The sequence below is a fragment of the Traorella sp. mt218 genome (assembly GCF_055420025.1).
This window is the reverse complement of sequence record NZ_JBVAYM010000020.1, coordinates 17,749-41,466: the sequence shown is the minus strand read 5'-3', so window position 1 is coordinate 41,466 and position 23,718 is coordinate 17,749. Positions and strand designations below refer to the sequence as shown.

At 37.7% G+C, this 23,718-nt stretch carries 26 protein-coding genes and 3 tRNA genes; 1 reads left to right on the top strand and 28 read right to left on the bottom strand.

Going from position 1 to position 23,718, the window contains the following annotated elements; genetic code table 11:
• Positions 1–112: 112 nt before the first annotated feature.
• The 13 genes from ACZYT3_RS10010 to ACZYT3_RS09950 all read right to left on the bottom strand — a co-directional run bounded on the left by ACZYT3_RS10010 (position 113) and on the right by ACZYT3_RS09950 (position 13,150).
• Complete coding sequence (locus tag ACZYT3_RS10010; RefSeq protein ID WP_071441738.1) at positions 113–298, bottom strand: hypothetical protein; 186 nt, start codon at positions 296–298, stop codon at positions 113–115.
• A 67-nt stretch (positions 299–365) separates the two neighbouring features.
• Positions 366–4,985: a SpaA isopeptide-forming pilin-related protein gene (locus ACZYT3_RS10005; protein ID WP_464088548.1), complete on the bottom strand. Its 4,620-nt coding sequence runs from the start codon at positions 4,983–4,985 to the stop codon at positions 366–368.
• Between the two features lie 253 nt (positions 4,986–5,238).
• On the bottom strand, positions 5,239–6,255 hold the full coding sequence (locus ACZYT3_RS10000) for a hypothetical protein (protein ID WP_464088547.1): 1,017 nt from the start codon (positions 6,253–6,255) through the stop codon (positions 5,239–5,241).
• Between the two features lie 15 nt (positions 6,256–6,270).
• On the bottom strand, positions 6,271–6,531 hold the full coding sequence (locus ACZYT3_RS09995) for a hypothetical protein (protein WP_464088546.1): 261 nt from the start codon (positions 6,529–6,531) through the stop codon (positions 6,271–6,273).
• A gap of 492 nt (positions 6,532–7,023) precedes the next feature.
• Positions 7,024–7,491, bottom strand: a complete 468-nt coding sequence (locus ACZYT3_RS09990) for a hypothetical protein (RefSeq protein ID WP_071441744.1) — start codon at positions 7,489–7,491, stop codon at positions 7,024–7,026.
• Positions 7,492–7,555: 64 nt separating this feature from the next.
• A complete protein-coding gene (locus ACZYT3_RS09985; RefSeq protein ID WP_464088545.1) occupies positions 7,556–10,270 on the bottom strand; it encodes an InlB B-repeat-containing protein in 2,715 nt (904 codons plus the stop codon).
• On the bottom strand, positions 10,257–10,493 hold the full coding sequence (locus ACZYT3_RS09980) for a hypothetical protein (protein WP_464088544.1): 237 nt from the start codon (positions 10,491–10,493) through the stop codon (positions 10,257–10,259). Before ACZYT3_RS09980 ends, ACZYT3_RS09985 begins: the two co-directional genes overlap by 14 nt.
• A 20-nt stretch (positions 10,494–10,513) precedes the next feature.
• The gene (locus ACZYT3_RS09975; protein WP_464088543.1) at positions 10,514–10,954 is read right to left on the bottom strand and encodes a hypothetical protein; all 441 of its coding nucleotides are present in this window, start codon (positions 10,952–10,954) and stop codon (positions 10,514–10,516) included.
• Positions 10,955–11,154: 200 nt separating this feature from the next.
• On the bottom strand, positions 11,155–11,520 hold the full coding sequence (locus ACZYT3_RS09970) for a DUF1492 domain-containing protein (protein WP_464088542.1): 366 nt from the start codon (positions 11,518–11,520) through the stop codon (positions 11,155–11,157).
• Entirely contained in the window at positions 11,495–11,857 is a 363-nt protein-coding gene (locus ACZYT3_RS09965) for a UPF0175 family protein (protein ID WP_464088541.1), read from the bottom strand. The genes ACZYT3_RS09970 and ACZYT3_RS09965 overlap by 26 nt, the downstream gene beginning before the upstream one ends.
• Positions 11,847–12,077, bottom strand: coding sequence for a hypothetical protein (locus tag ACZYT3_RS09960; RefSeq protein WP_464088540.1), 231 nt, complete (start codon positions 12,075–12,077; stop codon positions 11,847–11,849). The genes ACZYT3_RS09965 and ACZYT3_RS09960 overlap by 11 nt, the downstream gene beginning before the upstream one ends.
• Positions 12,052–12,843 (bottom strand): hypothetical protein, encoded by a 792-nt coding sequence (locus ACZYT3_RS09955; RefSeq protein WP_464088539.1) that lies wholly within the window; start codon positions 12,841–12,843, stop codon positions 12,052–12,054. Before ACZYT3_RS09955 ends, ACZYT3_RS09960 begins: the two co-directional genes overlap by 26 nt.
• A gap of 10 nt (positions 12,844–12,853) precedes the next feature.
• Positions 12,854–13,150, bottom strand: coding sequence for a hypothetical protein (locus tag ACZYT3_RS09950; protein ID WP_464088538.1), 297 nt, complete (start codon positions 13,148–13,150; stop codon positions 12,854–12,856).
• A gap of 323 nt (positions 13,151–13,473) precedes the next feature.
• On the opposite strand from ACZYT3_RS09950, the gene ACZYT3_RS09945 reads away from it, so the two are divergent.
• Entirely contained in the window at positions 13,474–14,130 is a 657-nt protein-coding gene (locus tag ACZYT3_RS09945; RefSeq protein ID WP_464088537.1) for a hypothetical protein, read from the top strand.
• A gap of 850 nt (positions 14,131–14,980) precedes the next feature.
• On the opposite strand, the gene ACZYT3_RS09940 is transcribed toward ACZYT3_RS09945, so the two are convergent.
• The 15 genes from ACZYT3_RS09940 to ACZYT3_RS09870 form a co-directional block, all read right to left on the bottom strand.
• Positions 14,981–15,181, bottom strand: a complete 201-nt coding sequence (locus tag ACZYT3_RS09940; protein WP_464088536.1) for a hypothetical protein — start codon at positions 15,179–15,181, stop codon at positions 14,981–14,983.
• A 5-nt stretch (positions 15,182–15,186) separates the two neighbouring features.
• Positions 15,187–15,603: a hypothetical protein gene (locus tag ACZYT3_RS09935; protein ID WP_464088535.1), complete on the bottom strand. Its 417-nt coding sequence runs from the start codon at positions 15,601–15,603 to the stop codon at positions 15,187–15,189.
• Positions 15,593–15,778: a hypothetical protein gene (locus tag ACZYT3_RS09930; RefSeq protein ID WP_464088534.1), complete on the bottom strand. Its 186-nt coding sequence runs from the start codon at positions 15,776–15,778 to the stop codon at positions 15,593–15,595. The genes ACZYT3_RS09935 and ACZYT3_RS09930 overlap by 11 nt, the downstream gene beginning before the upstream one ends.
• A complete protein-coding gene (locus tag ACZYT3_RS09925; protein ID WP_464088533.1) occupies positions 15,759–15,893 on the bottom strand; it encodes a hypothetical protein in 135 nt (44 codons plus the stop codon). Before ACZYT3_RS09925 ends, ACZYT3_RS09930 begins: the two co-directional genes overlap by 20 nt.
• A 228-nt stretch (positions 15,894–16,121) precedes the next feature.
• The gene (locus ACZYT3_RS09920) at positions 16,122–17,339 is read right to left on the bottom strand and encodes a hypothetical protein (RefSeq protein WP_464088532.1); all 1,218 of its coding nucleotides are present in this window, start codon (positions 17,337–17,339) and stop codon (positions 16,122–16,124) included.
• An 88-nt stretch (positions 17,340–17,427) separates the two neighbouring features.
• Positions 17,428–17,706, bottom strand: coding sequence for a helix-turn-helix domain-containing protein (locus ACZYT3_RS09915; RefSeq protein ID WP_464088531.1), 279 nt, complete (start codon positions 17,704–17,706; stop codon positions 17,428–17,430).
• Positions 17,707–17,759: 53 nt separating this feature from the next.
• On the bottom strand, positions 17,760–18,485 hold the full coding sequence (locus ACZYT3_RS09910; protein ID WP_464088530.1) for a ParB/RepB/Spo0J family partition protein: 726 nt from the start codon (positions 18,483–18,485) through the stop codon (positions 17,760–17,762).
• Positions 18,482–19,342, bottom strand: coding sequence for a ParA family protein (locus ACZYT3_RS09905; RefSeq protein WP_464088529.1), 861 nt, complete (start codon positions 19,340–19,342; stop codon positions 18,482–18,484). The genes ACZYT3_RS09910 and ACZYT3_RS09905 overlap by 4 nt, the downstream gene beginning before the upstream one ends.
• Before the next feature lie 35 nt (positions 19,343–19,377).
• Positions 19,378–19,641: a cold-shock protein gene (locus ACZYT3_RS09900; protein WP_464088528.1), complete on the bottom strand. Its 264-nt coding sequence runs from the start codon at positions 19,639–19,641 to the stop codon at positions 19,378–19,380.
• A gap of 48 nt (positions 19,642–19,689) precedes the next feature.
• The gene (locus ACZYT3_RS09895) at positions 19,690–20,157 is read right to left on the bottom strand and encodes a hypothetical protein (protein ID WP_464088527.1); all 468 of its coding nucleotides are present in this window, start codon (positions 20,155–20,157) and stop codon (positions 19,690–19,692) included.
• Between the two features lie 468 nt (positions 20,158–20,625).
• Positions 20,626–20,699, bottom strand: a tRNA-Gly gene (locus tag ACZYT3_RS09890).
• 1 nt (position 20,700) lies between these two features.
• Positions 20,701–20,776: transfer RNA gene (locus tag ACZYT3_RS09885), tRNA-Asp, on the bottom strand.
• A 19-nt stretch (positions 20,777–20,795) separates the two neighbouring features.
• Positions 20,796–20,886 (bottom strand) — tRNA-Ser (locus ACZYT3_RS09880).
• A 252-nt stretch (positions 20,887–21,138) separates the two neighbouring features.
• Complete coding sequence (locus ACZYT3_RS09875; protein WP_294561134.1) at positions 21,139–22,140, bottom strand: ABC transporter permease subunit; 1,002 nt, start codon at positions 22,138–22,140, stop codon at positions 21,139–21,141.
• Between the two features lie 12 nt (positions 22,141–22,152).
• Positions 22,153–23,661: a sugar ABC transporter ATP-binding protein gene (locus ACZYT3_RS09870; protein WP_464088526.1), complete on the bottom strand. Its 1,509-nt coding sequence runs from the start codon at positions 23,659–23,661 to the stop codon at positions 22,153–22,155.
• Positions 23,662–23,718 lie beyond the last annotated feature (57 nt).

Below are 23,718 nucleotides of genomic sequence, written 5' to 3'. Positions count from 1 at the left end.
TCATTTTATAAGTTCATATTCCTGCATTTTATTTTTTATGTGGGAATTGTAGTAAATTTTAAGCATTTTCCCTTGATGTCCATAAATGATTGCCTCTAAACAAATTATAGCATCATTTCTCGTTGAATTCTAGAATTTCCAGTTTTGGATCAAGAAAAATTATGTTTTCATTTTCAATTTTAAGTAGATCCATGATGTTGCATATACTCATACCAGTGATTTTTTTGTATGAAATTTTTGTATCATGCCTCTTTATTTTTAATTCTTTTTCAGAATTAGAAGAATTTTTGTTATTCATATTTTTACACTCTTTTCCTTTCTACATGGCAAATTGCCATGTAATAAAAAGAAAAAAGTGAGGCTAGTTATCTAACCTCACTAGTTTTTCTGTGCTTTAACAAAATAAAAATAAATGCAAACAAACTACATAACATAGCTATTAAATAGCTTTGCAATGGTGTGCTGTCATCTGTTTTTACAGAATCATCAGGAAGAATCGTATTTAAATAAGCGATAGAATAGTATCCATCTTCACCGGATTCAACAAGCTCGCCATTGACGAATAGGCCGGCATCGTTGTATTCAACTTTTACGACTTCATCTGATAATCGGTAACCCTGTGGAGCGGATGTTTCTTTAATGTACCAAGTACCATACGTTAACTCGAACTCAGCATAACCATCTGCAGTATTTCCTGCAACAGTTAGAATTTCTTCTGTGCATTTCGCATCACTGTATAATGTGAATGCGAAATCTTTGCTCAGAATAGCTTCACCGGTCTGAGAATCGATCTTGTTTACATGAACATAAGCCCATTTCAGTTCGTTCATGATAGCTTCACCATCGTTGATCGTGATCAGAACATTATCTTCATGCGACTGATCGATGCTGAAGTCGTGTTCATTTTCATCAAGAATGTAGGCACTGTTTGTAGACAATTCCTTGAGATAATAATTTCCTATAGGAAGACGAGGTACATCGACAAGATGACCTTCTTCATCGATGCCTACGGTAGCCACTAAGGTATCCGGTTCAATTGCGACATTGCCCATGTAATCATAAGTATCATCTCTCGTAAAGATGCCAAACACAACATCCTTATAGGCATCCGGATGCTCTGTATAGCCTTCTTCAAATGTCTTGGTAAAGTCCAGCTCATAGGAAGGAAGATCATTGACCAGTGTTGATTCGATCAGCTGTACTTCTGTAGACTGGCTGTCCTCGATTTTAAAATAGTGTCTTTCTGTATCTGGAATATATCCGATTGGTGTTTTGGTTTCAACATAATAGTAAGATCCTACCAGAAGATTCCTGCTTTCTACGGCATCCCAGTCACTTTCTAAGGTTTGAATGGCTTGATCCTTTTTGTAATAAGTATGATTACCGATCGTGATATCTTCAGCTGCATAGATCGTGATTTCAGCACCTAAAATGTTGGTTTCTTCAAATACCGGCGATTCAACGATACCGAATTCTGTCATTCCAATAACAGTGTGTGTAAAGATTTCTCCGGTTTTGTTCCATACAAGTCTTCCAACGACAAGTTCATCGTACATCTCTACTGTCTGAACCTCACCGGTAGGAAGTACAGTAAATTCAACATCCTGTGCGATCGCATATCCGTAAGGAGAGCTGGTTTCACGAAGAACATAGGTAACACCGACTTCCAGACCTTTGATCAGATGCGGTTTAATGCTTCCGTCTTCATTTTTGCCATCCTGTCCGGAGATCCATGTATCAAATACTGCTCCCGGATCGTCTTTCGGGAAGACAGTCAGATGAGCGTCTTCGATTTCCTCGCTGTTAGTAATATCCTTTTTGGATACTTCCACTTTAGTGATTTCATTGAGATCGTTAAAAGAGTTATTGACTGTCGTAATGGTCTGTTCTTTGAACTTCGTATCGACATCAAAAACAGCATCAGATAATACATACCCTGAAGGCTGTTTGATTTCCTTGACATAGAAGTGAACTTCATCATCTAAAGAGATTGGAAGATCTGCTTTAAATGCAAGCTTGCCATTCTCATCTGTAACAGCTTTTTCAATTAATGTATCAGCTGGTAATAAAACATTGCCATCAAGAATCAGATCCGTTTTGGAGTATAAGCCATAGACAGCACCGGATAACAAGGTTCCTTCATCATCTTTCTTCGTAAGTTCTATATTTACTTTCTGACGGTCATTTTTAAAACTGATCGCTTCTGAAACGACTTCTACTGTCTGATCTTCATATTCAAGTTTTACCTTCTGAATTTCAGTATTCAGTACCATGCCATTCTGTACCTTGATTTCTTCTACTCTGTAATCACCTAAAGGTAATTTACTAGAAGTAGCATATCCATCAGCACCAGTCGTAATCGTTTCTATGACTTCATCCTTTTCGTATAGAACGGTGCCATCATTGCTTGGATCTAGAATATCTGCATCCGCAATGATCTGGAATTCTGTATCGGACTGTCCTTTTGATTCATAATCAAAGGAATAGCTTCCGTCATCGTTCTGATGAATGCCACTCAGTTCTTCTCCCAGCTTGCTGACTGTAATCTGTCCTTTTACGGATAGATCTTCCATTTCTACAGTAATGACAGGTGTTTCACCGTCAGGACCGGTTTCATAGATTCCGTCCATCGAAACTGTAAATTTTACTGGCTCAGTGTTCAATACATAGCCATTTGGAGCAGTAATTTCTTCCAGCTGATAATTTCCATACATAACAACATCATTCAGGTAAACAATACCCTGATCTGTCGTAGACCAGGTATCAACCGTATGAGGAAGAGGGAACCAGACAAACTGTGTCAGATACTCTCCAGTATCAAGATTCCTGATCTTGAAGGTCGTATTTGGCAGCAATACCGTCTTGCCGGTTTCAGCATCTTTCTTCACGAGCTTCAGCATACCCTCAAACGGCTCATCATTCATGATGATCCAAGGCTGAGGTTCATCGCTGTCTTCGGTGATCGTAATGATGAAGTCTTCCACCGCATAATGTTCATCAGGAACTTTTGTTTCTCTTACGATATAAGTACCGTAAGGAAGCAGTCCGGATTCAAGATAGCCTTTTGAATCCGTTGTAGATACATCATAGACAGGAGCATTGTCCCAGCCTAGACGGTCTACATCAGATTTCAGTTTAGCTGTAAATTCTGCACCCTCAAGTGTCGGAATTTCACCAGCTGAACCGTTGCTTCCGGTTTTAATCAGACTGTATGCCTGTTCATTCGGCTTATCCTTATGTGTCACGAATACACTCACATTTGGAGTATTCTGATCTGCATACTCAACATCAGCTTGTACGTCCACAGTATTCACAACGACCGTACCATTACTTGTCACTTCATGGACGTCGTAAGATCCTAGATATAGATCAGTCCATATGATCTTGCCATCAGCATCTGTCTGTTTTGAAGTATTTGGAATCAGTGATCCCGCACTGTAGAGAACAGATCCATCCGCAGGATTTAAGATATTCTCATGAGCGAGAAGCTCATAGGTAACGCCATTCAAAACAGCATCGCCGGTCATGCCTGATTCTGTATCATCAAATTCTTTCTGAAGTGTGATACTTCCTTTGACTCTTGTATTGCTAATATCAATCGAATAGGTCTGATTGTTTACAATTACAGCAATCGGATTGCTTTCGCTTACGTTGACTGTATAGCCATTCGGTGCAGTTTTTTCTTTGACTTTATATGTTCCGTAATCAAGAAAATCTGAAATTGCGACACCTTCAGAGTTAGTCGTAATGGTTTGTACTACCTGATTACTGGTATTCAAGATATCAAACTGAGTACCTGCTTTTTTTACGGTTTCACCCGTTTCAGCATCTTTCTTTACGACTTGGATCTTTCCTTGTTTCCAGTTATTCGTTGCGGTAAAGAAAACAGTTTCATTCGGAACGATCGTAATGGAACGAATCGTGCTGTCAAGAATTAAATGATCGGGAACACTTACTTCCTGAACATAAACCGCCTGTGACAACAATTCATTGATCGTTACCGTACCATCAGAACCTGTTGTGTAGGTTCCAATCGGATCGCTCATATCTGAATTGTAGCTAATTCTAAACATTGTATTTGGCACAAAATTACCTTTGTCATCTTTCTTGGCAATGTTTAAATTACCGTATTTATTCACGGTAATGTTAATTGTCGCAATAGCAGGGTCGTAAACTTTTAAAGAAGATACGGCCTGTGCGTTGGAGTCAGTTGCACTTCTTACAACGAAATTAGTACCTAAAGCAGACAGTGAAATATTTCTTCTTAGTGAAATTGTTGCATTTTCCGAGGAGGATGATGTTGCTGTAATTGTCAGCTGATTTCCATTTTGTGACATGGTTAATCCTCCATCATACGTTACTATATATTGGCTTAGAATATTGTTTGTATCCGTCAATGTAATGGACTGGCCAACGTTGAGTGTATAGCTTCCACCATTGAAAGAAGGTCGAGTTTCCATTGCATTTACCTGAGCCAGTACATTAGCTCTCCATGCCATTTCGTTTGTACGGTCATATCGTGGATAACCAGCAGAAGCATTATAATAGTAATTGGCAGCTGGTGCGCCTAATTCTGCCCAGATCAAATTCTGAGTCAGCATATAGTTTGTATCGGTTGGATTTAATCTATATCCAATATAAGCAATATAAGCTAATCTCTTTCTTTGCGCTTCAGAGATACCTAAAGATGCCCATGAGATTTCATTCTGAACACCTTCTACGGCAGCATGTCCTGGTTCCACACAGAACGCAATCTCACCATCTAAAAGCATTCTTGTTCCCTGGCCAGGTGATCCATCAGGTAAACTCAAGTGATTGGCATACCAGCCAGTCACGAATTCTTCTACCAGTGTCGGACTAACCGCTTTAGCAGGCATGGTCATATTGGATAAGATCATGCCTAAGGCCAGAACACTCATTAAACATGATTTTAATTTATTCTTCATTTTACGTATGAATGAAGAATGTTTTTTCCTATCGTCCATATCTGTATTCCTTTCTGAGTTTTATACTCAATTTTGATCATTCTATAAAAAAAGAAGAAAGTATCCATTTCTTTCTTCCATAAAAGCAGCAATGATCATTTCTTTTTTTTGAATAGGAATTACTGTGGGCATAGATTGATCAGATCCTGTATTCCACCACCTTTTATTCTATACGGTCAACGCCGAAAGAGATATTGTAAATAATATAAAAGCATAAAATTCACCTCATAAAAAAAACATGGTCAAACCATGTTTATCTAAACCAAATTGCCCACATTTCATTCCAGACTCCACTTTGTTCACATATTGAACAATGAACTCTGTCTATACCATAATTACTAGGATATCCATATTTTTCAACAAATTCAGGAGTACCAATTTGATTGGCTAAAGCGTCACCTTTTATCTCTGCTTCTTTTGAAGTTGAACAGAATAATTCATCATCATAAGCATATACATTTCCATAGTCGTCTACCCAGACATGCGTATGAGCTGTCGGCTGGCTTGGAGGAGTTGTAGTTGATCCACCTGAACCAGATGATCCAGTGTTACTGCTTCCACTTGAACTACCAGTATTTGATGAGCCTCCTGTATTTGAACTGTTATTAGAACCACTGCCAGTTGAACTGTTGCTACTTCCAGATGAGGAATTAGAACTACTAGAACCTCCCGAAGATCCTCCTGAAGTATTTGGTGTTTCTACGGCTACTTCTTTTTCAGTGATTACGATGCTGCAGTCCTTTTCTGTAGCATTTTCATACTCGTCCTTTGCAGTCACTTTTACAGGATATGTACCAGCAGTATTGAAATCAACATTACCTTCAACAGTAATTTCTACACTAGAAGCATCTTCAGCTTTAAAAAGATTCTCTAAAGTAACATCAGCAGTACCCTGTTCGATAGATATCGTATCATTAAAATCTACAAATTCTGGTGCCGTAGTGTCCTCAACTGTAACATTTACATCCTCTACCTCATCATTGTATGAAAGCGATAGAATGTAATTGCCAACTTCAAGGTCTGATCCATCAGTTCCGAGTGCTTCTTCAGCTTTGACATCGCCTTCTACAACGAATACCTCAGCTGTTACTTCACTCAGAATATCCTCAGCAGTATCTTCAGCCAGATACTCTTTTGGATCAAGTGATAATGGATCACCATATTCAACAGTTATTTCTGTAACCTCCAGCTGAAGATTATCAGCTGATGAACAGGCGGCTACTGAGAGCATCAGTGCTATAGATAATAAACCCTTCATTAACTTTTTCATATTCAAGACCTCCTTTTATTTTCTCTTTATAATAGCGGGAATAATTTCTCTCTCCGACTGCAAATAAGCATAATAGATATTCAGACCATATATCAGTTTGTATCCTTCTGAACTAAAAGCTACTAAAATAGGTTCTGTTTCTTCTCCATTTTTCAATATATTTTTGTTTGCCTCGATTTCATTTGGATTAAAATCTTCTGCTACCGGGAGAGAAACTTTAATATCTTTTGTTCTTAAAGGTAATACTTTATTTTTTTTAGGGTTAATAATTACCACCTCTTATTCTTCAATTAGATTATAAAGCATAAAATTTTACGAATTCAATAACTTTGAAAGAAAATATAAAACCTTTTGTTGAATTTATAATATGCTATAATATTCACGGAGGTATTAGTCATGAATAATACTATCCTGATGTACCATTGCCACTCTACGACAAATGGATATAGGAATTATCATTCAGTTGATATTTCTTTATCTCATAGTCAAAGAGATAAAAAGAAAAGACTAGTCACCTAGTCTGATCTCAGGGCAATGGTACTAAAAAAGAGAGGACGGCAATCCTCTCTTTTCCGTAGTGGTTTTATTGCCACTCTACGACACCTAAATTATACCATATCCCGAAAGAATGTCAATTTTGAGTCAATGCCCGATATTTTCAAGACTATAGATAATTCTGCATGGCAAATTGCCATGTAGTTAATTTTCTTATTTACGACTTGCTGAAGACACAGGATCGGATGTATCTTCAGCAAGCCGCAAAACTTTTTATTTTACGACCTGAATAATCGTTTCCTGTGAAACACTGTTGCAAGGTTCCAGTGTTTCTATATCCAGTGTGTCCATCTGAATAGTAAGATTGTATTTTCCTTCATCTAAGGATGAATACAGATCCGGCGTAACCATTTTGTTTGGCGGAATGTAATCCGATTGATAGATCTGAGTACCATTTACGAATAAAGTAAACTGAAATAAAACAGTATTGTTTTCAGGATTAATCAGATAGATTGTTGGGTTAGCTTTATTGATCGCATAGCTTGAATCAAACCCAGGTACCTCAATGGCTTCCGTTTCGCCGTCATCCATGTATAATGGTTCGTTTATGACAATCTCTTCGCCACCGACCACAACTGTACGTGTTTCCTGGCGGTTCCATAATATATAAAAACCGGTTCCTATTCCAGCCAGCAGAAGAAGCACCAATAGAACCAGTCCTCTTTTCTTTTTCTTGCTCATATTTTTCCTTTCTTCTAATAAAATAATCAAAAGGCAGAGCTGACTCCGCCTTTTGATTGAAATCTTAACCTTTCGTTACAGTGATTTCACATGAACGGACATATTCCGTACCATCCGCATCAGTTACCGTACCGACAATAGCGGCAACACCTTCCTGTATCATCCAGAAATCGGCTCCATCTATTAGTATGACTTCCGAGTCTGTGGACTCCACCTGTATGCCGATATGAATATCATTCGGATCATAGCAGTACAGCAGACTTCCATATTTTAAGCTGAAAGTGACGGTGATCTTTGCAGGAGAATCATTTTCCAGTACACCTTCGAGGCTTTCAGGTTCAACAGTAAAGTATGAATCTTTTATTTTCAGATAGACTCCATAGTTTTTGCTTTCAGGTTCAGTACGTGTGCTGACCGCAGCGGAAGTAAATGAATCGTCGTCTCCAGTAACTAGCAGAATAGATCCTTCATTGATTGAAGCACCTTCAAACATACCAATAATATGCCAGCCTGTTTCGGAATTTCCTACTTTTGGAAGATTCAGAGTCATAATACCATCCAGTGACTGACAGTCTTTGAACATGTAGGAAGCATACTGAACATTAGACAAATCCATTTCCTCTAATGGTATTGATATCAAACTAGTACATCCGCTGAACATATATTCTGCATAGATCGTTGTACTGAAATCGATATTTTCAAGACCATCAATAGAAGTTAAAGAAGCAGCATTTTCAAATAGCCGGCTGCTGTTTTCATTAGCAATAATATGAATGCCTTTTCGCTGAGTTGATACTTTCCACGTAGTGCTATCCAGCCATGCGACAATGCCTTTGTCCTGGGCTGCAGATACATCTACTGCTTCAATTCCTTCAGGAGCAGCCTCATCCGTGAAGACAACAGATGTAACGCCTTCAGGTATATCCTCGCTGAATCTGGCTCCTGTTTCAAGAACTGTCGAAAGCTCTATCTTTTCCCAGACAGCCGTCAGATGCCTGTTTCCTGACGTTCCGGCTTCGATGGACTGAATTGTTTCACCGCTGTCCGCATCATGCCATCCGATAAATCGGTATCCTTCCTTCAGGGCATCCGGAAGAATAACTCTCCGGTCGCTTGTATATTCCGTAGGGTATTCAGCAGGCAGAGTGCCTCCGGCCGTATCGTAAGTGATTGAATAGGTTTCAGCAGGCTCCCACTGTGCTGTCAGGTTCAGATCGCCTGTAGATCCGACAGGAATGGAAGTAATGGCTTCTCCGGCAATTTTGATATTGCTGACTTCACATTCGCTAGGAGATCCGGAGGATATGATGAGCTGATAGCTTCCAGATTCGAGTTCGTGGGATATGTTGTAAACATAACCCGTACTCATCAGAGATTGTCCGGTCACGAGCGAACCGTCTTTATAAATGCTGTAGTACGGATATTCCCAAACCGGCATCCTCGACTGATTTACAAAATCAAACGATAAAGCTGCAGGATTGAATATTTCAAAATTGATTACCAGCTGTTTTTCACCATCATGTGTAAAAACGCCATTGTTTTCTGTCCATTCGCTTGAAGGATCTACTTCGTAAGGGATCATTTCTGCCCATCCGACAAATAAATATCCGTCTTTAGTCGGGACAGGCAAAGAATCAAGACCCTCTTCTGAATAATAATATGTCTGATATTCATCCGGCATTGTTCCGCCTGCCGGATCATAGCTGATCGAATAGGTAACAGCCGATTCCCAAACAGCTGTTAGATTCAGATTCCCGCTAGTTCCTTTAGGAATAGAATTTAATACCGGTTGAGAAACAACATTGAAATCTCTTACTGTTTCTGTAACACCTTGCTTCATTCCGATTAATTCTACATAGCCTTCAAAAATAATTTGATAATTTCCAGCTTCCAGATTTCTTGAATAATCCATTGTGCCTTTGATAAGTTCGCCTGTGCCTGAAGGAGTAAATTCATCTATCAGAGTCTCGTCTTTATATAGATAGAATTTTCCACCGCCTTCAGTCGAAGTGACTTCTGAAATTTTTCTTTCATAGTCAAACGAGAAACTCAGCATTGCTCCACTTTCCACCGGGAAGGTGATTTCACGATAAAGCGGCTTCACTCCATATATTTCAGGTGCTTTTGGCTGAGGGCCGCTATCTGCACCTGCATACAGATCGCTTACAAGCAACTTGCCGTCTTCACTGGTTTCCCAGTAATCGCCTAATTTGTATTCAATGGGTTCACCCCAGCCTAGAAATTTAGAATTTTCTTTAGTCGGAACTGGTAAAGAATCCAATCCTTCATCAGAATAATAATAAGTTGGATATGCTTCAGGCATTACGCCTCCAACAGGATCATAAGAAATATTGTAGGATTCTTTATGTGTGACAGTGAAATTGAGCTCACCAGTGTAAGTTCCTACTTTTTTCTCACCAAAAGAGATCGTACCCGTTTTTTCTATATATGAGTCGGTCTTCAGTTCGTTTCCGCTCCATTCTGCAGAAAAATCAACCGTTGCCGTATTGAGATAGTATTCATCGCCCGCACGCTTCATCGCAACCTCTTTATCAGCAGAAACTGTCACGATATCGTTATCATTCAGTTTGCCCTTTGCCTGCACAGAGAATGAAGCAATGTCTGCATTTCCCATATCAATATTTTTAGGAATTAATATGGAAAGATTGCTTGTGTTCTGAACAGATATATTGTCATTAGCAGAAATGGAGGCTGGCAGATAACTGGCACATAACGCTGCTACCAGAAATGAAAACATAGATTTTTTAATCAGTTTCATGCCGTTTCCTCCTTCCTTTCATCAGAATAGCTACCGATCCGGATGCTGTGAGCATCATCATATAGGAAGATATGCTAGACAAATCTGAAGTGTTTGGACTTTCTTGATTGTCTTCATCACCGTACCGGATTGCTGTCACTTCAGCAGTTTCGGCAGAAGCACTGACAGGATTTATCAGTGCTGCCGCCAATACTAAAGCGAATGTCAAAAAAAGCTTTTTCATAAGCTTTTCCTCATTTGATATTACTGCAATGTTACAGTAAATTCTGCTGTACCTGTGTATGAGCCGGCTTTAGTTTCTTCAAAAGTAACTGTACCGTTCTTTGAAGTATAATCAGAAGTCAGTGCATTTCCTGTCCATGTAGCATCTGCCAGTTCAGCAGTTGCACTTCCGCTGTATCCTGCATCACCAGTACGAGTCATGGCAATTGTTTCCTCGACAGTTACGCTAAGAGTCTGTGTAGGAGCAATGTTGCCTTTAGCCTGTACTGCAAACTCTTTTTCTGTAGCTGTACCCAAGTCGATTGCTTTAGGGATTAGTACGCTGTAGCTGCTTTCATTTGTTTTAGTTACTGTAGCCTGAGCGCCACCGTCATTTGTGATTTCAGTATCCTCAGCATGAACACCAACAACGGCAACAGCCATCATAGAAGCTACAGTTAATAAAGAAAGTAATTTTTTCATTTTTTTTGTCCTCCTTAGCCATTTTCGGCTTTTAAATGAAAATAAAAAAGACACATTTCCATGTGCCTGATAAAAAATTCAGTTTTCTTTTGGTACAGGAATTACATCAATCATATGTACAGCATGTTCGACCACCTTTTATCTGTTACGGTCTTAGCCGTCGCCTGACCCTCCGGTTAATATTTACTTCAAAATCAATCTTATTTAAACGATTCATACTCCTTCTCCTTGAATTGCATATTTATCCATTCTTTCCGTAAACGATAAAAAGTCGCACGAGCAATATTGAGCTTCTGCATAGCCTCTTTTGCAGTAATATCCTGACTATCGTAAATCTTCATAATCGCTTGTACTTTTTTATCTTTAATTGTTATTTTCCTCCGTCTTCCGAACCTGTATCCTGCCTGCTTCACTCTTTGGATACCTTTCATCTGGTTTTCTTTGTGTTTCTGCTGCTGCTTAAGAATTGTTTCCAGTTCTTTTTCGTCCTGTCTGATCTTTTCCAACAGTTCGTCATGTCCGAAAAGAATGGATTCAAGTTTATCCATTTCTTCTTTGCTCAGCATCTTTATTCACCTTCTGTTCTTTATACAGCTTTAAAAAGGCTGACTTCGATATATCCAGCATCGCTGCAGCCTGGCTGGAAGATACATGTTTTTCTTCATATAGATCTATGACTTTATGAAGTTCTTTCTGGTTCACTTTTACCCTCTTCCTTCCAACTCTGACACCGTTTTCTTTTGCTCTTTTCATTCCTTCGGCTATTTTTTTGCGTGTTTTTTCCTTCCTCGCAATTAATTCACCAAGCTGTTTCTGATCATCTGCAATCTTCTTAAACAGATCTTCACTGTTTTCTTCTTTCAGCAGATTTTCAAGAAGTATCATTTCTTCCTTACTCAGCATCTCTATTCCTCCTTCGATTTCTATAAATCAAAAATATAATGACAGCTGCAATAATGATAATCAGTATAATGACTATGAGCTTATCCATATTCGAGCCTGCTGCTAAAACTGCCCCGCCAATAGAAGCTAAAAGAATAGCAGCCACCGCTATAAGCGAAACGAACATCATCGATTTGAAATTCTTCCATAAATTTTTAAAGAATATGTCTATGAATCTCATTCTCCTTCTCCTTTCCATAATTTAAGCGTTGTTTGTTCAACTCATCATCAATGACAGCTGTCACTTCCTCAGATGCCAGGTCATAGCTAAATAGTGGCTTTTTGATTTCTAAGTTTTTTTCCACGTTTCTTTCGATTTCATAATGATTAAACCAGTCATCTGAGTCATAGACGCTGGACAGACGATTCTTTCTATATTGAATTCTTTCAGAAAGTTCATCTCTGAATTTGGATAAAGAAAAATCGGGTGTCTTTCCCGATTCCGATAAAAGCCATTCATTCATAATTGTTTTCTTTTCCTGTGGTATCTTGTCATCAATAAGATCTTTAATAAATTCATGCACTAGCTCTTTTCCTGTCATTTTTCTTGAAGCGGCGACTTTATTTAGTTTAGAAATATCATTTTCGTTCAGTTTTATGACGAGGCATTCTTTTTCGATTCTATCAATGTAAGCATTTAAATGTTTAAGAGCCTGTCTGGATCCATTCAGTGTTTCAAGATCATATTCCACTTCAAGCCTATTTGCAATACTTGTCTTTATTTCGGAGGGAATATATTCTATTGATTCTATATTGATTTCCTTGCTGATAAGATCCTCTATTTTATAAATAAGTGTACTCAAAGAGGTATTGATTTCAATATATGTTTTTTTTACAGCAGTAGGACAGTTAGGATCTTTTATTTTTTTGTTCAGTTCTTTGGAATATTCCTTTAGCTCTTTTTTTAATTCAAAAAGGGAATAGATACCTTGTTTTTCTGAAGTCATAATTCACCTCCTAGATGGTTTCAAAATCAATGTATAAATAATTTAGCCAAGCTTCAAGACAAACTATTTTTTCCAGTTCATATTCACTATCTCTATCGCAGTAGGATGCTTCTTCATGCCATTCTTTGAAACATTCTGTACAGCATCCATAATGCAGGACAGGAATATAAATGACACCCACCGGTAACTTCTTGTTACAAAAGTCACATTTATTGCCAAAGAGTCCGACCCTTTGCAGCATTCGCTGATTTAAGGAATCTATTTCATAAATTGTGAATCCTTTATGAGTTACTTTTTTCTTGATCATTATTTATTTTCCTTTCTGTGTCACCCAGTGACACTTTATCAGTTTGTGATAAATCCTTGAATACAAAGTCATCAAGACTTATATTGAAATATGAAGCAAGTCTGTAAATTGTTCCGAAAGTAATCTTATCAATATCGGTTAAACCTGTTTCAAGATTGTAAATATTTTTGAAATTAACTTTAGCTTCTTTTCCTAACTGTCTGAAGCTTAGATTGTAGAGATTTCTGAGATGATTCAGATTTGTTTGAAGATACATGGAATTCAGTCCTTTCTTGTGGTAAAATGTGTCATATAAAACACACCGAGGATGGGGAGAATATAGTATGTTTACGAATGAAAACTTATTTGAATTATTTAAAATATTGATACAATCAGCAGTTATTCCTTTTTTAGCTTGGGCGTTGAACAGTCTTTATGTTTATTTTAAAAATGAAGATAAAGAAATTCAGAAAAAAATGTTATTTAATGTCTATTTGCCTCTCAAAGAAATAATCAATACTAAGCCTAACTATTTATCAGTAAAAGATAAAACTGAGCAAAAAAAATTAAAAGAAAAATTTATTGAAAATAGATACAGGCACCTTAATAACATGTATCTTTTTCTACAAAATCCGTACATGGATTTATATGTTGATCCACATTTATATATTACTCTAATGAACTGTGTACCATATAAACCAAATACACATATAGTATTAAAGACAGTATTTATTATTTTTAGAGGAATGAACTATTATTTTTTTAAAAGATATGTAAATTCAACTATAAATAAATTAAGAAGGAAACTTGGCTATCCAACAAAAAGCTATAAATGTAAATTATCTAAAATTTCTGCTTGTTGTTGGTACTTTATCACTTGTGTTTTAGCATCTGAATCAATAACAAGTTTCATGCCTATGGAGTTTCTACTAATACTTAGTTTAATTTGGATTGTCTGCTTTATAACAGCATCATATACGATAAGTTATCTGTTTGAGTAATGATTACTTTTTATGACTAACTTACGATATAATAAGCGGGAATTAAAAGTGTTAAAAATAATCCTAATTTTAACAATAAACTTATAAAAGGATTAGTTTCGTCACATAAAATCGGAACAAAAATAAAAATAAATCCTAATGACCAGTAGTACAGATATTTTGACTCTATCAGAAATATAAGAGCATTTTTATCTTTCAAAATTTCATTTAATAATAAAATTAAGTAAAATATATCTAGACAGATAAAAATAATAGATACAATAAACGTAAAGTAAAATTTAATCATAGATAATATAAGTTATCTTTTTTCTGTGTATTCGTAATTTTCTTTATAATTCATTATTGATATTTCTCCATTTTATATTTAACAAAGGATGCTAGAATTTCATTGCAATGAAAACTGTCATCCCTATGATTTTTAGGGTAGGAACAGCAGGTTACCTAAATAACCTACGTTCCAATAATGAATACTGGACTTACATGACTGTCGGCAATGAATTTTATGGAAAGGAACCGACAGCCAATGCCAGCTGCAAATTAATTGAGGATGGAGATGCCAATACTTTTAAGCACTAGCATCTCCTGACAAGTGTGAGATTTACTTGACTGAGAATTAGGCGAAAATGGAATGATTGAAAATTGTCAAACAAGCAATGCTCACATGTTTCTAGGAAAGGGATCTAGTCTTTACTAGCGTCCCTTATATAATTTGGGACTTACATGGTTGCCGGCAAATGAGATTCGGAAAGGAACCGACAGCCAATGCCCATCGTTTCTTATTAATGTTTTTGCATCTGTATTTCAAATATATTGGATTCTTTTATTTTTGTATAAATCTTCATCATAAAATTTACCATTCAATTAAATCTTTTCTATTGACTTTGTATTCTGTTCCGTGTGCATATCTAAGAGCGTAGCCTTCATGGTTTTTATTTTGAAAATTAGACTGGACCTTTGTTGTTCTTGAATCATAGAATTGGTTTACAGATTCAGGAACGCCGACAATTGCTATCAGTTTCTTTATTTTCCTGATGATATCCTCATTTTTCACGTTGTTTACCTCTTTTCTTTCGATTGAATTGTTTCTATCATTTTCTGGAAGTTTTCATAACCTTTTTTTCTATGATCATAATCTGTATAAATTTTTATTCCGTTGAATACCCCAAACAGATGTGGATAATCTAAACGATTTATATCCGACAAATTTAGCTGAATTTCCTTCCATCTGAATAGGGAGTCTGTTACTTGAATGTAGAAGCAGATAGCGGGTGTTAAGTCCTGATTCATATAGAGATCATCAAAATAAATCCCTTTATCAGAGAAATAACTAATAGCTTTATCAAATACCTGCTGACTAATAGAAAGCATATAGGCTGCTGTCATATATTCTCGATCATTCAAGCATTTAGCGTTTTTCTCACAAATTTTGATATATCTTTCTTCATGCCCTTCATCTAGAAAGTTAAGTTTCATTTTTCAACTCCTCCATTTCATAAATATTTAGCTGCTGTGGTTCATCTAATTCAAATTTTCCATGATGTTCTTCCATGCATCGGCAGCAGACGATCATCTTTCCTTTATAAGACTCGTATTCGTGGCTCCAGGAACCACAAATATCACATTTCTCTTTAAATCTGTGCTTTGTCATATCTGTTTTCCTTCATTAGATTGGTCCAGTTGGTATCATTTAGAATGACTTTTATCAGTGCAAAAATGGCGATAAAAGCTATCAGATACTTAAAATCAATTACAATATTAATCATAAAAATTTCCTCCTTTGTGGCATGGTAACCACGAACTCTGTAAGGCTCATGTACCTTACACTTTCTTCGAATAGCAGCCAAGAAGGGAAGTCAAGCGGCAAGCACTTTAGTGCGAGACGCCGTAGGGCAACGCTTGATGACTGACTTGGTTGCGATATTCCATACTTCTTTTTCATGGCGATTAGGTTAAAAATAAAACCTGGGAAATGACCAGGCTAACTGAATATTTTATTGAGAAAGCTCAATTTGGTTTATTTCGGTGAAAAACATCTGCAGAAGAAGATATATATTGTGTTCAAACTGATCAACACGCTGATGGAATGGATCTATTTTACGCACTTCATCGTTATTGTCATGAAATTCCTTTTTATTGAATCGTGTGCGGTATTTTTCAAATACACTTTCAACCTCTTTATATGCCTTTGTTTTTATGAATACTGTATTTTTCGCTGGATTATAGGGTTCCAGATGCCGACAGTATCCATATTCATAAGATAAGATCACATTTGTAGTTTTCTGAATCGTACTCTTGGCAAAGTTCATCATTGCCAGTCTTCTTTTCGCAAAGTTATTATATTCTTTCTTGCAGATGCGCTTTGGAAGCACTTTTCCTTTAAATGGTTTCTTTCTTGAAACTCGAATGCAGGCGTTGATGACCTTTCTCTTCAGGATCATGATAAATTCATTAAATGTATCTCTTCCTGCTTTTGTTCCGTCTGCCCATCTGAAGATACGCTGGCATCTGGAAAAGTTGGCCATTACTGGGATCCTGTTGCCATCCTTGTCTTTTTTATAATCGCCTTTTCTGGCAATTACCTTTTTATAGTCATTGGGGCAGTTTCTGCTTGCCCAGCATCCTGTTCTTATATCGATGACAAGATCTTTTTTATATTTCTGCCATTCTTCTTTTTTCTCAAATTCTCTTTCTATAAGAAGGATCACTGCATATTTTGCCTTTCCTCGATGCTCATTATATACAAGGTAGGGAAGATCAGCTGTTGTATATGCGAATTCCTCTATCAGAGAGGCAATAAAACTTGATTCTGTTTTTTCTTCACGGATGCAGTTCGGATACAGGACACGGATACTGATTGCATATACCATCTTTCGCTTTTCTGTGCTGAAATTATAGGTATTCTTTTCCATAAAGTCATTATATAGGGTGAAGAATTCATTTTTTATCATTTTTCTTCCATTCAGTTCGGGAAGATGTTCAATCATATAAATTCTTTCTTCATTTATGATGTCCATCCATTCATCCTTATGCAGCCGATTAAATTCGATAAAGACATTGCTTTCATTTCTGCTTTCATCCTCTATAAGATCCACTTTGTTTTGGTTGTAAGCTCCTAAGACGCTTTTTCTGAATTTATATATATCTTTATTTTCTTTATCTATAAAGCTCCCGATCAATGAATCGACATCATAAGTCATTACGTTCTTCACTCATATACCCTCGCTTCCTTTAAATACGCATCTTTGGCACCGCCTTGCTTATATATACGAATTTCAAATTTGATAAAACCGAAAAGAATCACAGATTCATATCCTGTTCTGCCATCCTTTCATAGATGATATCATTGTTGAATTCCATGATCTGAATGTTAAGATCATCGCAAAAACGGACCAGTGTCTTGAACTGGACACATTTTTTTCCTGCCAGGAAAAGTTTAATATATACAATAGGCTCTCCTAGCCGTTCTGCCCACTGTTCTGCAGTAATACCGCGCCGTTTTAATATTTGTGCAAATTTAATGCCTGCCTCCGGCTTTGTACAGCCCCTTCTTACTGCGGATTTATTATTGGTTTTCACTTATATCGCTCTCCTTATAATAATATGAATATAGAAGGGCAGCAGAAGCCCTTCTATTCTTCGATAAGATTAAGAAGTTCCAGTATTCTGTTCAGATCTTCTGTGTCTGTATAGGAAATTGTCAGCTTTTTTGGTTTTACTGTTACTTTGGTTTGTAGCTTAGTCATAATGTTTTCCTGTACAGCTGTCAGAAACGGATCTGGTTCTTCTTTCTTTTTTTCTTTGATTTTTTCTTTGGTTGCACTAGCTAGAATATTCATATAATCCTGGACACTGCGGGGACTGAATCCCGTCTGCTGAGATATCCAGTCACGCTTGAGAGTGCCTGAAGGAATCATGCCTGCTGCTTTGGCTTCTTCATAATCATTCAGACATTCCCTGGTGATTAGAAGTTTGTTTTTTATTGGAATGTTATCACGGTGGACATTGGCAATGCGAACTTTGATCCTTCTTTCCAGAGGCGACAGCTCGTTATCGTTGATGATACACTCAAGTTCCTCAAACTGATCATATCCTAGTTCGATATTGATTAAAGCAGCTCTGTATCGTCTTTCGCCGGAAAGGATATCGTAGCGACCGTCTTCCCGCGGTGTTACGATCAGTGGCTGCTCCTGTCCGTTCATTCTTAAAGAAGCTGCCAGCTCGTCCAGATCCATCATTGGATAGTTTCTGTTTTCCGGAGAAGGTACCAGTTCATCTACCGAAAGCATCATTTTCTTTCTTCTCTTGGAAGAACGGTTCAGCATATCCACAACTACATCTTTATTTTCTGTACTCATAATATTTCCTCCAGTTCGCTGAGAAGCATTTCATAGTCTTCAGCAATATTGCTTTTTTTGATGTCCAATACTGTCAATCCTTTTTCATTGGCTTCGTTAATCGGACTTTCCTGAAACCGGATCGTTGTATTCAGCACTTTTTCTCCAAAAAAGGCACGTACAAGAGACTCGGTATTTTGATGAGATCTCATTCTGCTGCTTTTCATAGTTAGAAGAATTCGATAGTCGATATCAGCGATTTCATCATATTCTTCTCTAAGTGCGTTGATTTCCTGAAGAGTCAATGCAATTCCCTGGAGTGAATCGTCGCTAAAATCGACTGGAATCAGAACCAGCGGTTCAGTCATAAGTGCATTGACAGTCAATAACGATTTGGCCGGACTGCAGTCCATTACGGCCAGGTCGTAGCAATCTCGTACATGGTTTAATGCTTTTCGCAGTCGGTTTTCCTGCCGCTTCATTGTTTCAAGACGAAGCTTTGTATCTGTCTGTGAAAGTTCCAGATTGCTTGGCAGTACATCAAGATGATTGAATCTTGTAGAACGTATAGCTTCAATAATCTTTTTTGGATCATCGAAGACGTCGCTCAGGCAGACGCCGGTCTGCTGTTTTGAATACTGCTTGATAAAAAGTAATTCTTTTTCTTTTGAATAGGCACTATTCAGTTCACTGATTGCTTCGGTTAGACTTTTGATGTCGTTCGGAACCTGGGTGAATGATTTTGTGCTATTGCCTTGCGGATCGAGATCGATCTCAAGAACTCTTTTTCCACGCATGGCGAAACCTTTGCTGAGCGTTTTTGCCTGAGTTGTTTTTCCTGTTCCGCCTTTGATACTGTAAACCATAATCTTTTTCATGACCTTTTTACCTCCTTTGTGGCATCGATAACCACTTACTCGCCATATCTTCTGTATCTGTATTTTTCATACTTCACATGTACCGCTTTTGAACCTTTATCTGAAGATTCACGTCTGAAATAAACTTTTTGTCCTATGAACAGGTTTTTTGTTTCGGTTTCACAGATATCTGTGTAATGAACAAAAATGTCCTCCAGTTCTCCAGCATCAGGTCGAATGAAACCATATCCCTTTTTTGAGTTCCACATGACGACAACACCGCTCTCGTCTGTGCCGGTCTTTATTTTTTCATCCAGCATAATGCCACCTCCTTCTAATAAAAAAACAACCATAACTGGTTGTCATTGCTACATTTGTTCAATTTTAAAATTTCGCTGTTTCAGGTCATCAAGGGAAAAACTGACGTTGACTGCATAGATTCTTTGATTTTGAATATCGAATTGATAGAATACTCGCATTCCTTTTAGAAAGTATCCTTTTAATTTATCATCAATTCTTTTGGCTGAAAACCGCAGTGTCACTCTTGGATCATTTTTTGGGATAATCCATCCTTTAAATGTACATGGATCATAGTAGGCAACACTGCCCTCGTGACTGATCAGTGTTGCATCTTTGATAATAAGAAATCCTCTTTCTCTTTTTATACTATCAAATGCTACAGCAGCACCTTCTTCAATTTGGCTGATGGCCCCGCTTTTGAATGATTGGCGATTAAAGAAATAATTTATTTTTTCTTCTTTTGTACTTTTAGAATCGAGAACGATACCAAGATTTTTTTTCATATCCCAGTATGTAATTATTCCTGTTTTCAACATTGCGACAACCACCCCACTTTACTTTCTATTGATAGATACACAAAAGCTGCCTATAAATAACCCATATATAAATATAAGGATAGGCAGCTTTAATCTACTATCAAGTTTTTTAAATTTGTGTTTATAGTGTTGTCATCACCTTAGACTATGGATAGCATATCGTGCATCATTGGAATTTCACCAGCCCGCTTGGTCGGGCGACTCAGTTAACGTCAAGTACCATTATATCCAATAGCCTGTCATCGCGTACACATATTGATCGCTATTATTTTTTAAAATAATAAGTCACGGCGTACGGTATTCTCGCTATTTGCTCTTGGGAAGTTCCACAGCCCGTATTCAGTTATCAAAGAGCAAAATACTCTTTGCAAAAACAACTGACACAGACTATCGAACAGTTTCAAAAAGTTCGGAGAAGATATAAAAATAAAGCTAATTCACGGGACGAATTAGCTTTTCTTTCTGGAATGGAGCAGATGAGGGGAATCGAACCCCCGTATCAACCTTGGCAAGGTTGTGTTCTACCATTAAACTACATCTGCATGGCGGTCTAGATGGGACTCGAACCCACGATCTCCTCCGTGACAGGGAGGCATGTTAACCACTACACCACTAGACCATATCGCATGAATTTGAAATGGCGCAGAAGGAGGGATTTGAACCCTCGCACCAGTTTCCCGGCCTATACCCTTAGCAGGGGCACCTCTTCAACCACTTGAGTACTTCTGCAGTGCTTGAACTCGTTCATGCTTAAGTATAATACCATAAACGATTTCATTTGACAAGATATAATTTAATAAAAAATAAAAATGAAATGTACGGCCTATCAACACTTTCTGTTTCAAAATAGTGAATACTGCATTTTTCTATTCTTAATAGGAGCTATGGCAACTATTCAAAGGAAAAGAGTCCTGAACAAACAGGAACCGATGCCATTCATCACCGATTCCCATTTATTGTTTTTTCTTCTGCGATAGAGCTCTATTTTTTCGCCAGATACTTTCTGATATCTAAGGCAACAGCAATGATAATCACGGCTCCTTGGACGATAAACTGATAAGATGTATCAATTTTAAGAAACTGCATCGAGGTCTTTAAAAGCTCAAAGACTAATACACCTAATAAGATACCGGATACTTTTCCTACTCCTCCTGTTGTTGATACGCCTCCGATCGTACAAGCGGCAATGGCTTCCAATTCATAACTCAATCCCAGATTGACCGACGCTCCACCTGATTTGGCGGCCAGCAGGAATCCGGCAATACCATACATGATGCCAGCTACCGTATAGATCTTAATTTTTGATAAGGTGACATTGACACCTGATACTTCTGCGGCATTTTCATTTCCGCCAATGGCATACATATATTTACCGTAACGCGTCTTATTATAAAGAAACCAGAAAAGGATACCTAATAGGATACCGATCAGAAAAAGATATTTAAAGCTGAAACCACCGATTGAAAATAATTCTCCGGTCGCAAGTGAGGTATAATCCTTTCTTAAACCGCCGATCGGATCAGCTCCTGAATAGACAAGATTGATACCATATACGATCGTTTGCATTCCTAATGTTGCCAGAAACGGCGGTACCTTTAATATAGAAATGACCATACCATTCAACAAGCCAAAGAAGGCTGTCGCCAGTATGACAAGTAATAAGACTGCCAATAACGGATATTGTGCCAATTGTGGAAAAAAGCGATCCGCATAATCTGCTCTTTGAAGAAAGGTACAGGCAATGACACCACCCAGCCCTACCATTCTTCCAGCCGAAAGATCGGTACCTTTGGTAATCAAACAGCTGCTGACACCTAAGGCGATAATAAAACGAGGAACGACATTGGTCATGATATTATTGAAATTCGGACCGCTGAGAAATCCGGCTTGTGTGATTCCAACATATACGACCAACAGAATCAAAAGCAAGGTAATGGCATTATTGCTCATAAAATGGATGAGGCTCTTTTTTTCTATATTCATCTTTCTGCTCCCTTACATGTACTTAGTCGCAAGCATCATGATATTTTCCTGCGTAACCATCGCGGCATCAAGCAGACCCGAGGTTCTTCCTTCACACATGACCAGAATACGATCGCTCATGCCGATCAGCTCGCTCATTTCACTGGAAATCATGATAATTGATTTTCCCTGTGCCACCAAATCTTCCATAATTGTATAGATTTCATATTTAGCGCCAACATCAATCCCTCTTGTCGATTCATCAAGAATCAGAATATCGGGACCATTGGCCAGCCAGCGGCTGATAATGACCTTTTGCTGATTGCCGCCTGAAAGATTTTGAATGAGTGATTTGGCAGATGGCGCTTTGATGCTCATTTTATCTATGCTTTCATGTACTACTTCATTTAAGCTTTTTTTATTCAATATCGTTTTTAAAATCAAATGATGATCTAAAGAAGCTACCGTAACATTGTCAAAAATAGAAAGGACACCAAAGATGCCCATTGCCCTTCGGTCTTCGCTCAATAAGGCAATTCCTTTTGATATCGCATCCCGAGGACGCCTGACCTTTAAGATTTTATTTTTATAAGTGATCTGGCCCCCTGCGATAGTTCGCATTCCAAAAATACCTTCCATCAGTTCACTTCGCTGCGCCCCTACCAAGCCGCCAATACCTAATATTTCTCCTTTTCTGAGCTCAAAAGAAATATTTTTAAATGATTTCGGATCTGAGGATGTCAGATCTTCAACCTGTAAGATGACCTCTTGCGGATGACTTTTACGTAAAGGATAACGGTTTGTCAGTTCACGACCTACCATTTTTTGAATGATCCTATCGGTTGTCAGTTCAGTCGATGGCCAACTGCCAACATAGGCACCGTCACGCATGATCGTAACTTCATCTGCGATTTTCAGTATTTCTTCTATCTTATGTGATATATATATAATTGAGGTTCCGTTTTCTTTTAATCTTTGGATGATGTCAAATAATGCCTTGACCTCATGTTCGCTTAGAGAAGATGTCGGCTCATCCATGATCACCACTTTAGCGCTGCATGAAATAGCTTTTGCTATTTCAACCGACTGCCGTTGTGAAACAGATAAATCTGCCAGCTTAGTTTTAGGTGACAGCTTCAGATTGATTTCTGATAGCAGCTTTTCAGTATCTTCCATCATTTTTTTATGATCGATCATCTTTACATAAGCAACTTTTTTTATCGGATATCTTCCGCAAAAGATATTTTCCGCAATATTTCGTTCAGGTATGGATTGCAGTTCCTGATGAACCATCGCTATTCCTAATGTCAGGGCTTCCTGTGTGTCCTTGATATTGACAGGCTGGTTTTCAAGCAGTATCTCCCCGCTATCCATCTTATAAATACCGAAAAGACATTTCATCAATGTAGATTTACCGGCACCGTTTTCTCCCATCAAGGCATGGACACTCCCTTTTTTTATTTTTAAAGAAACATGATCCAGTGCTTGGACGCCGGGAAAGGTTTTACTGACATCTCTCATTTCTAATAAAATTTCACTCATATTCGGCTCCCTTTCACAAAATCAGGTGTGCTGCTGCACACCTGATTATCTTTTTGA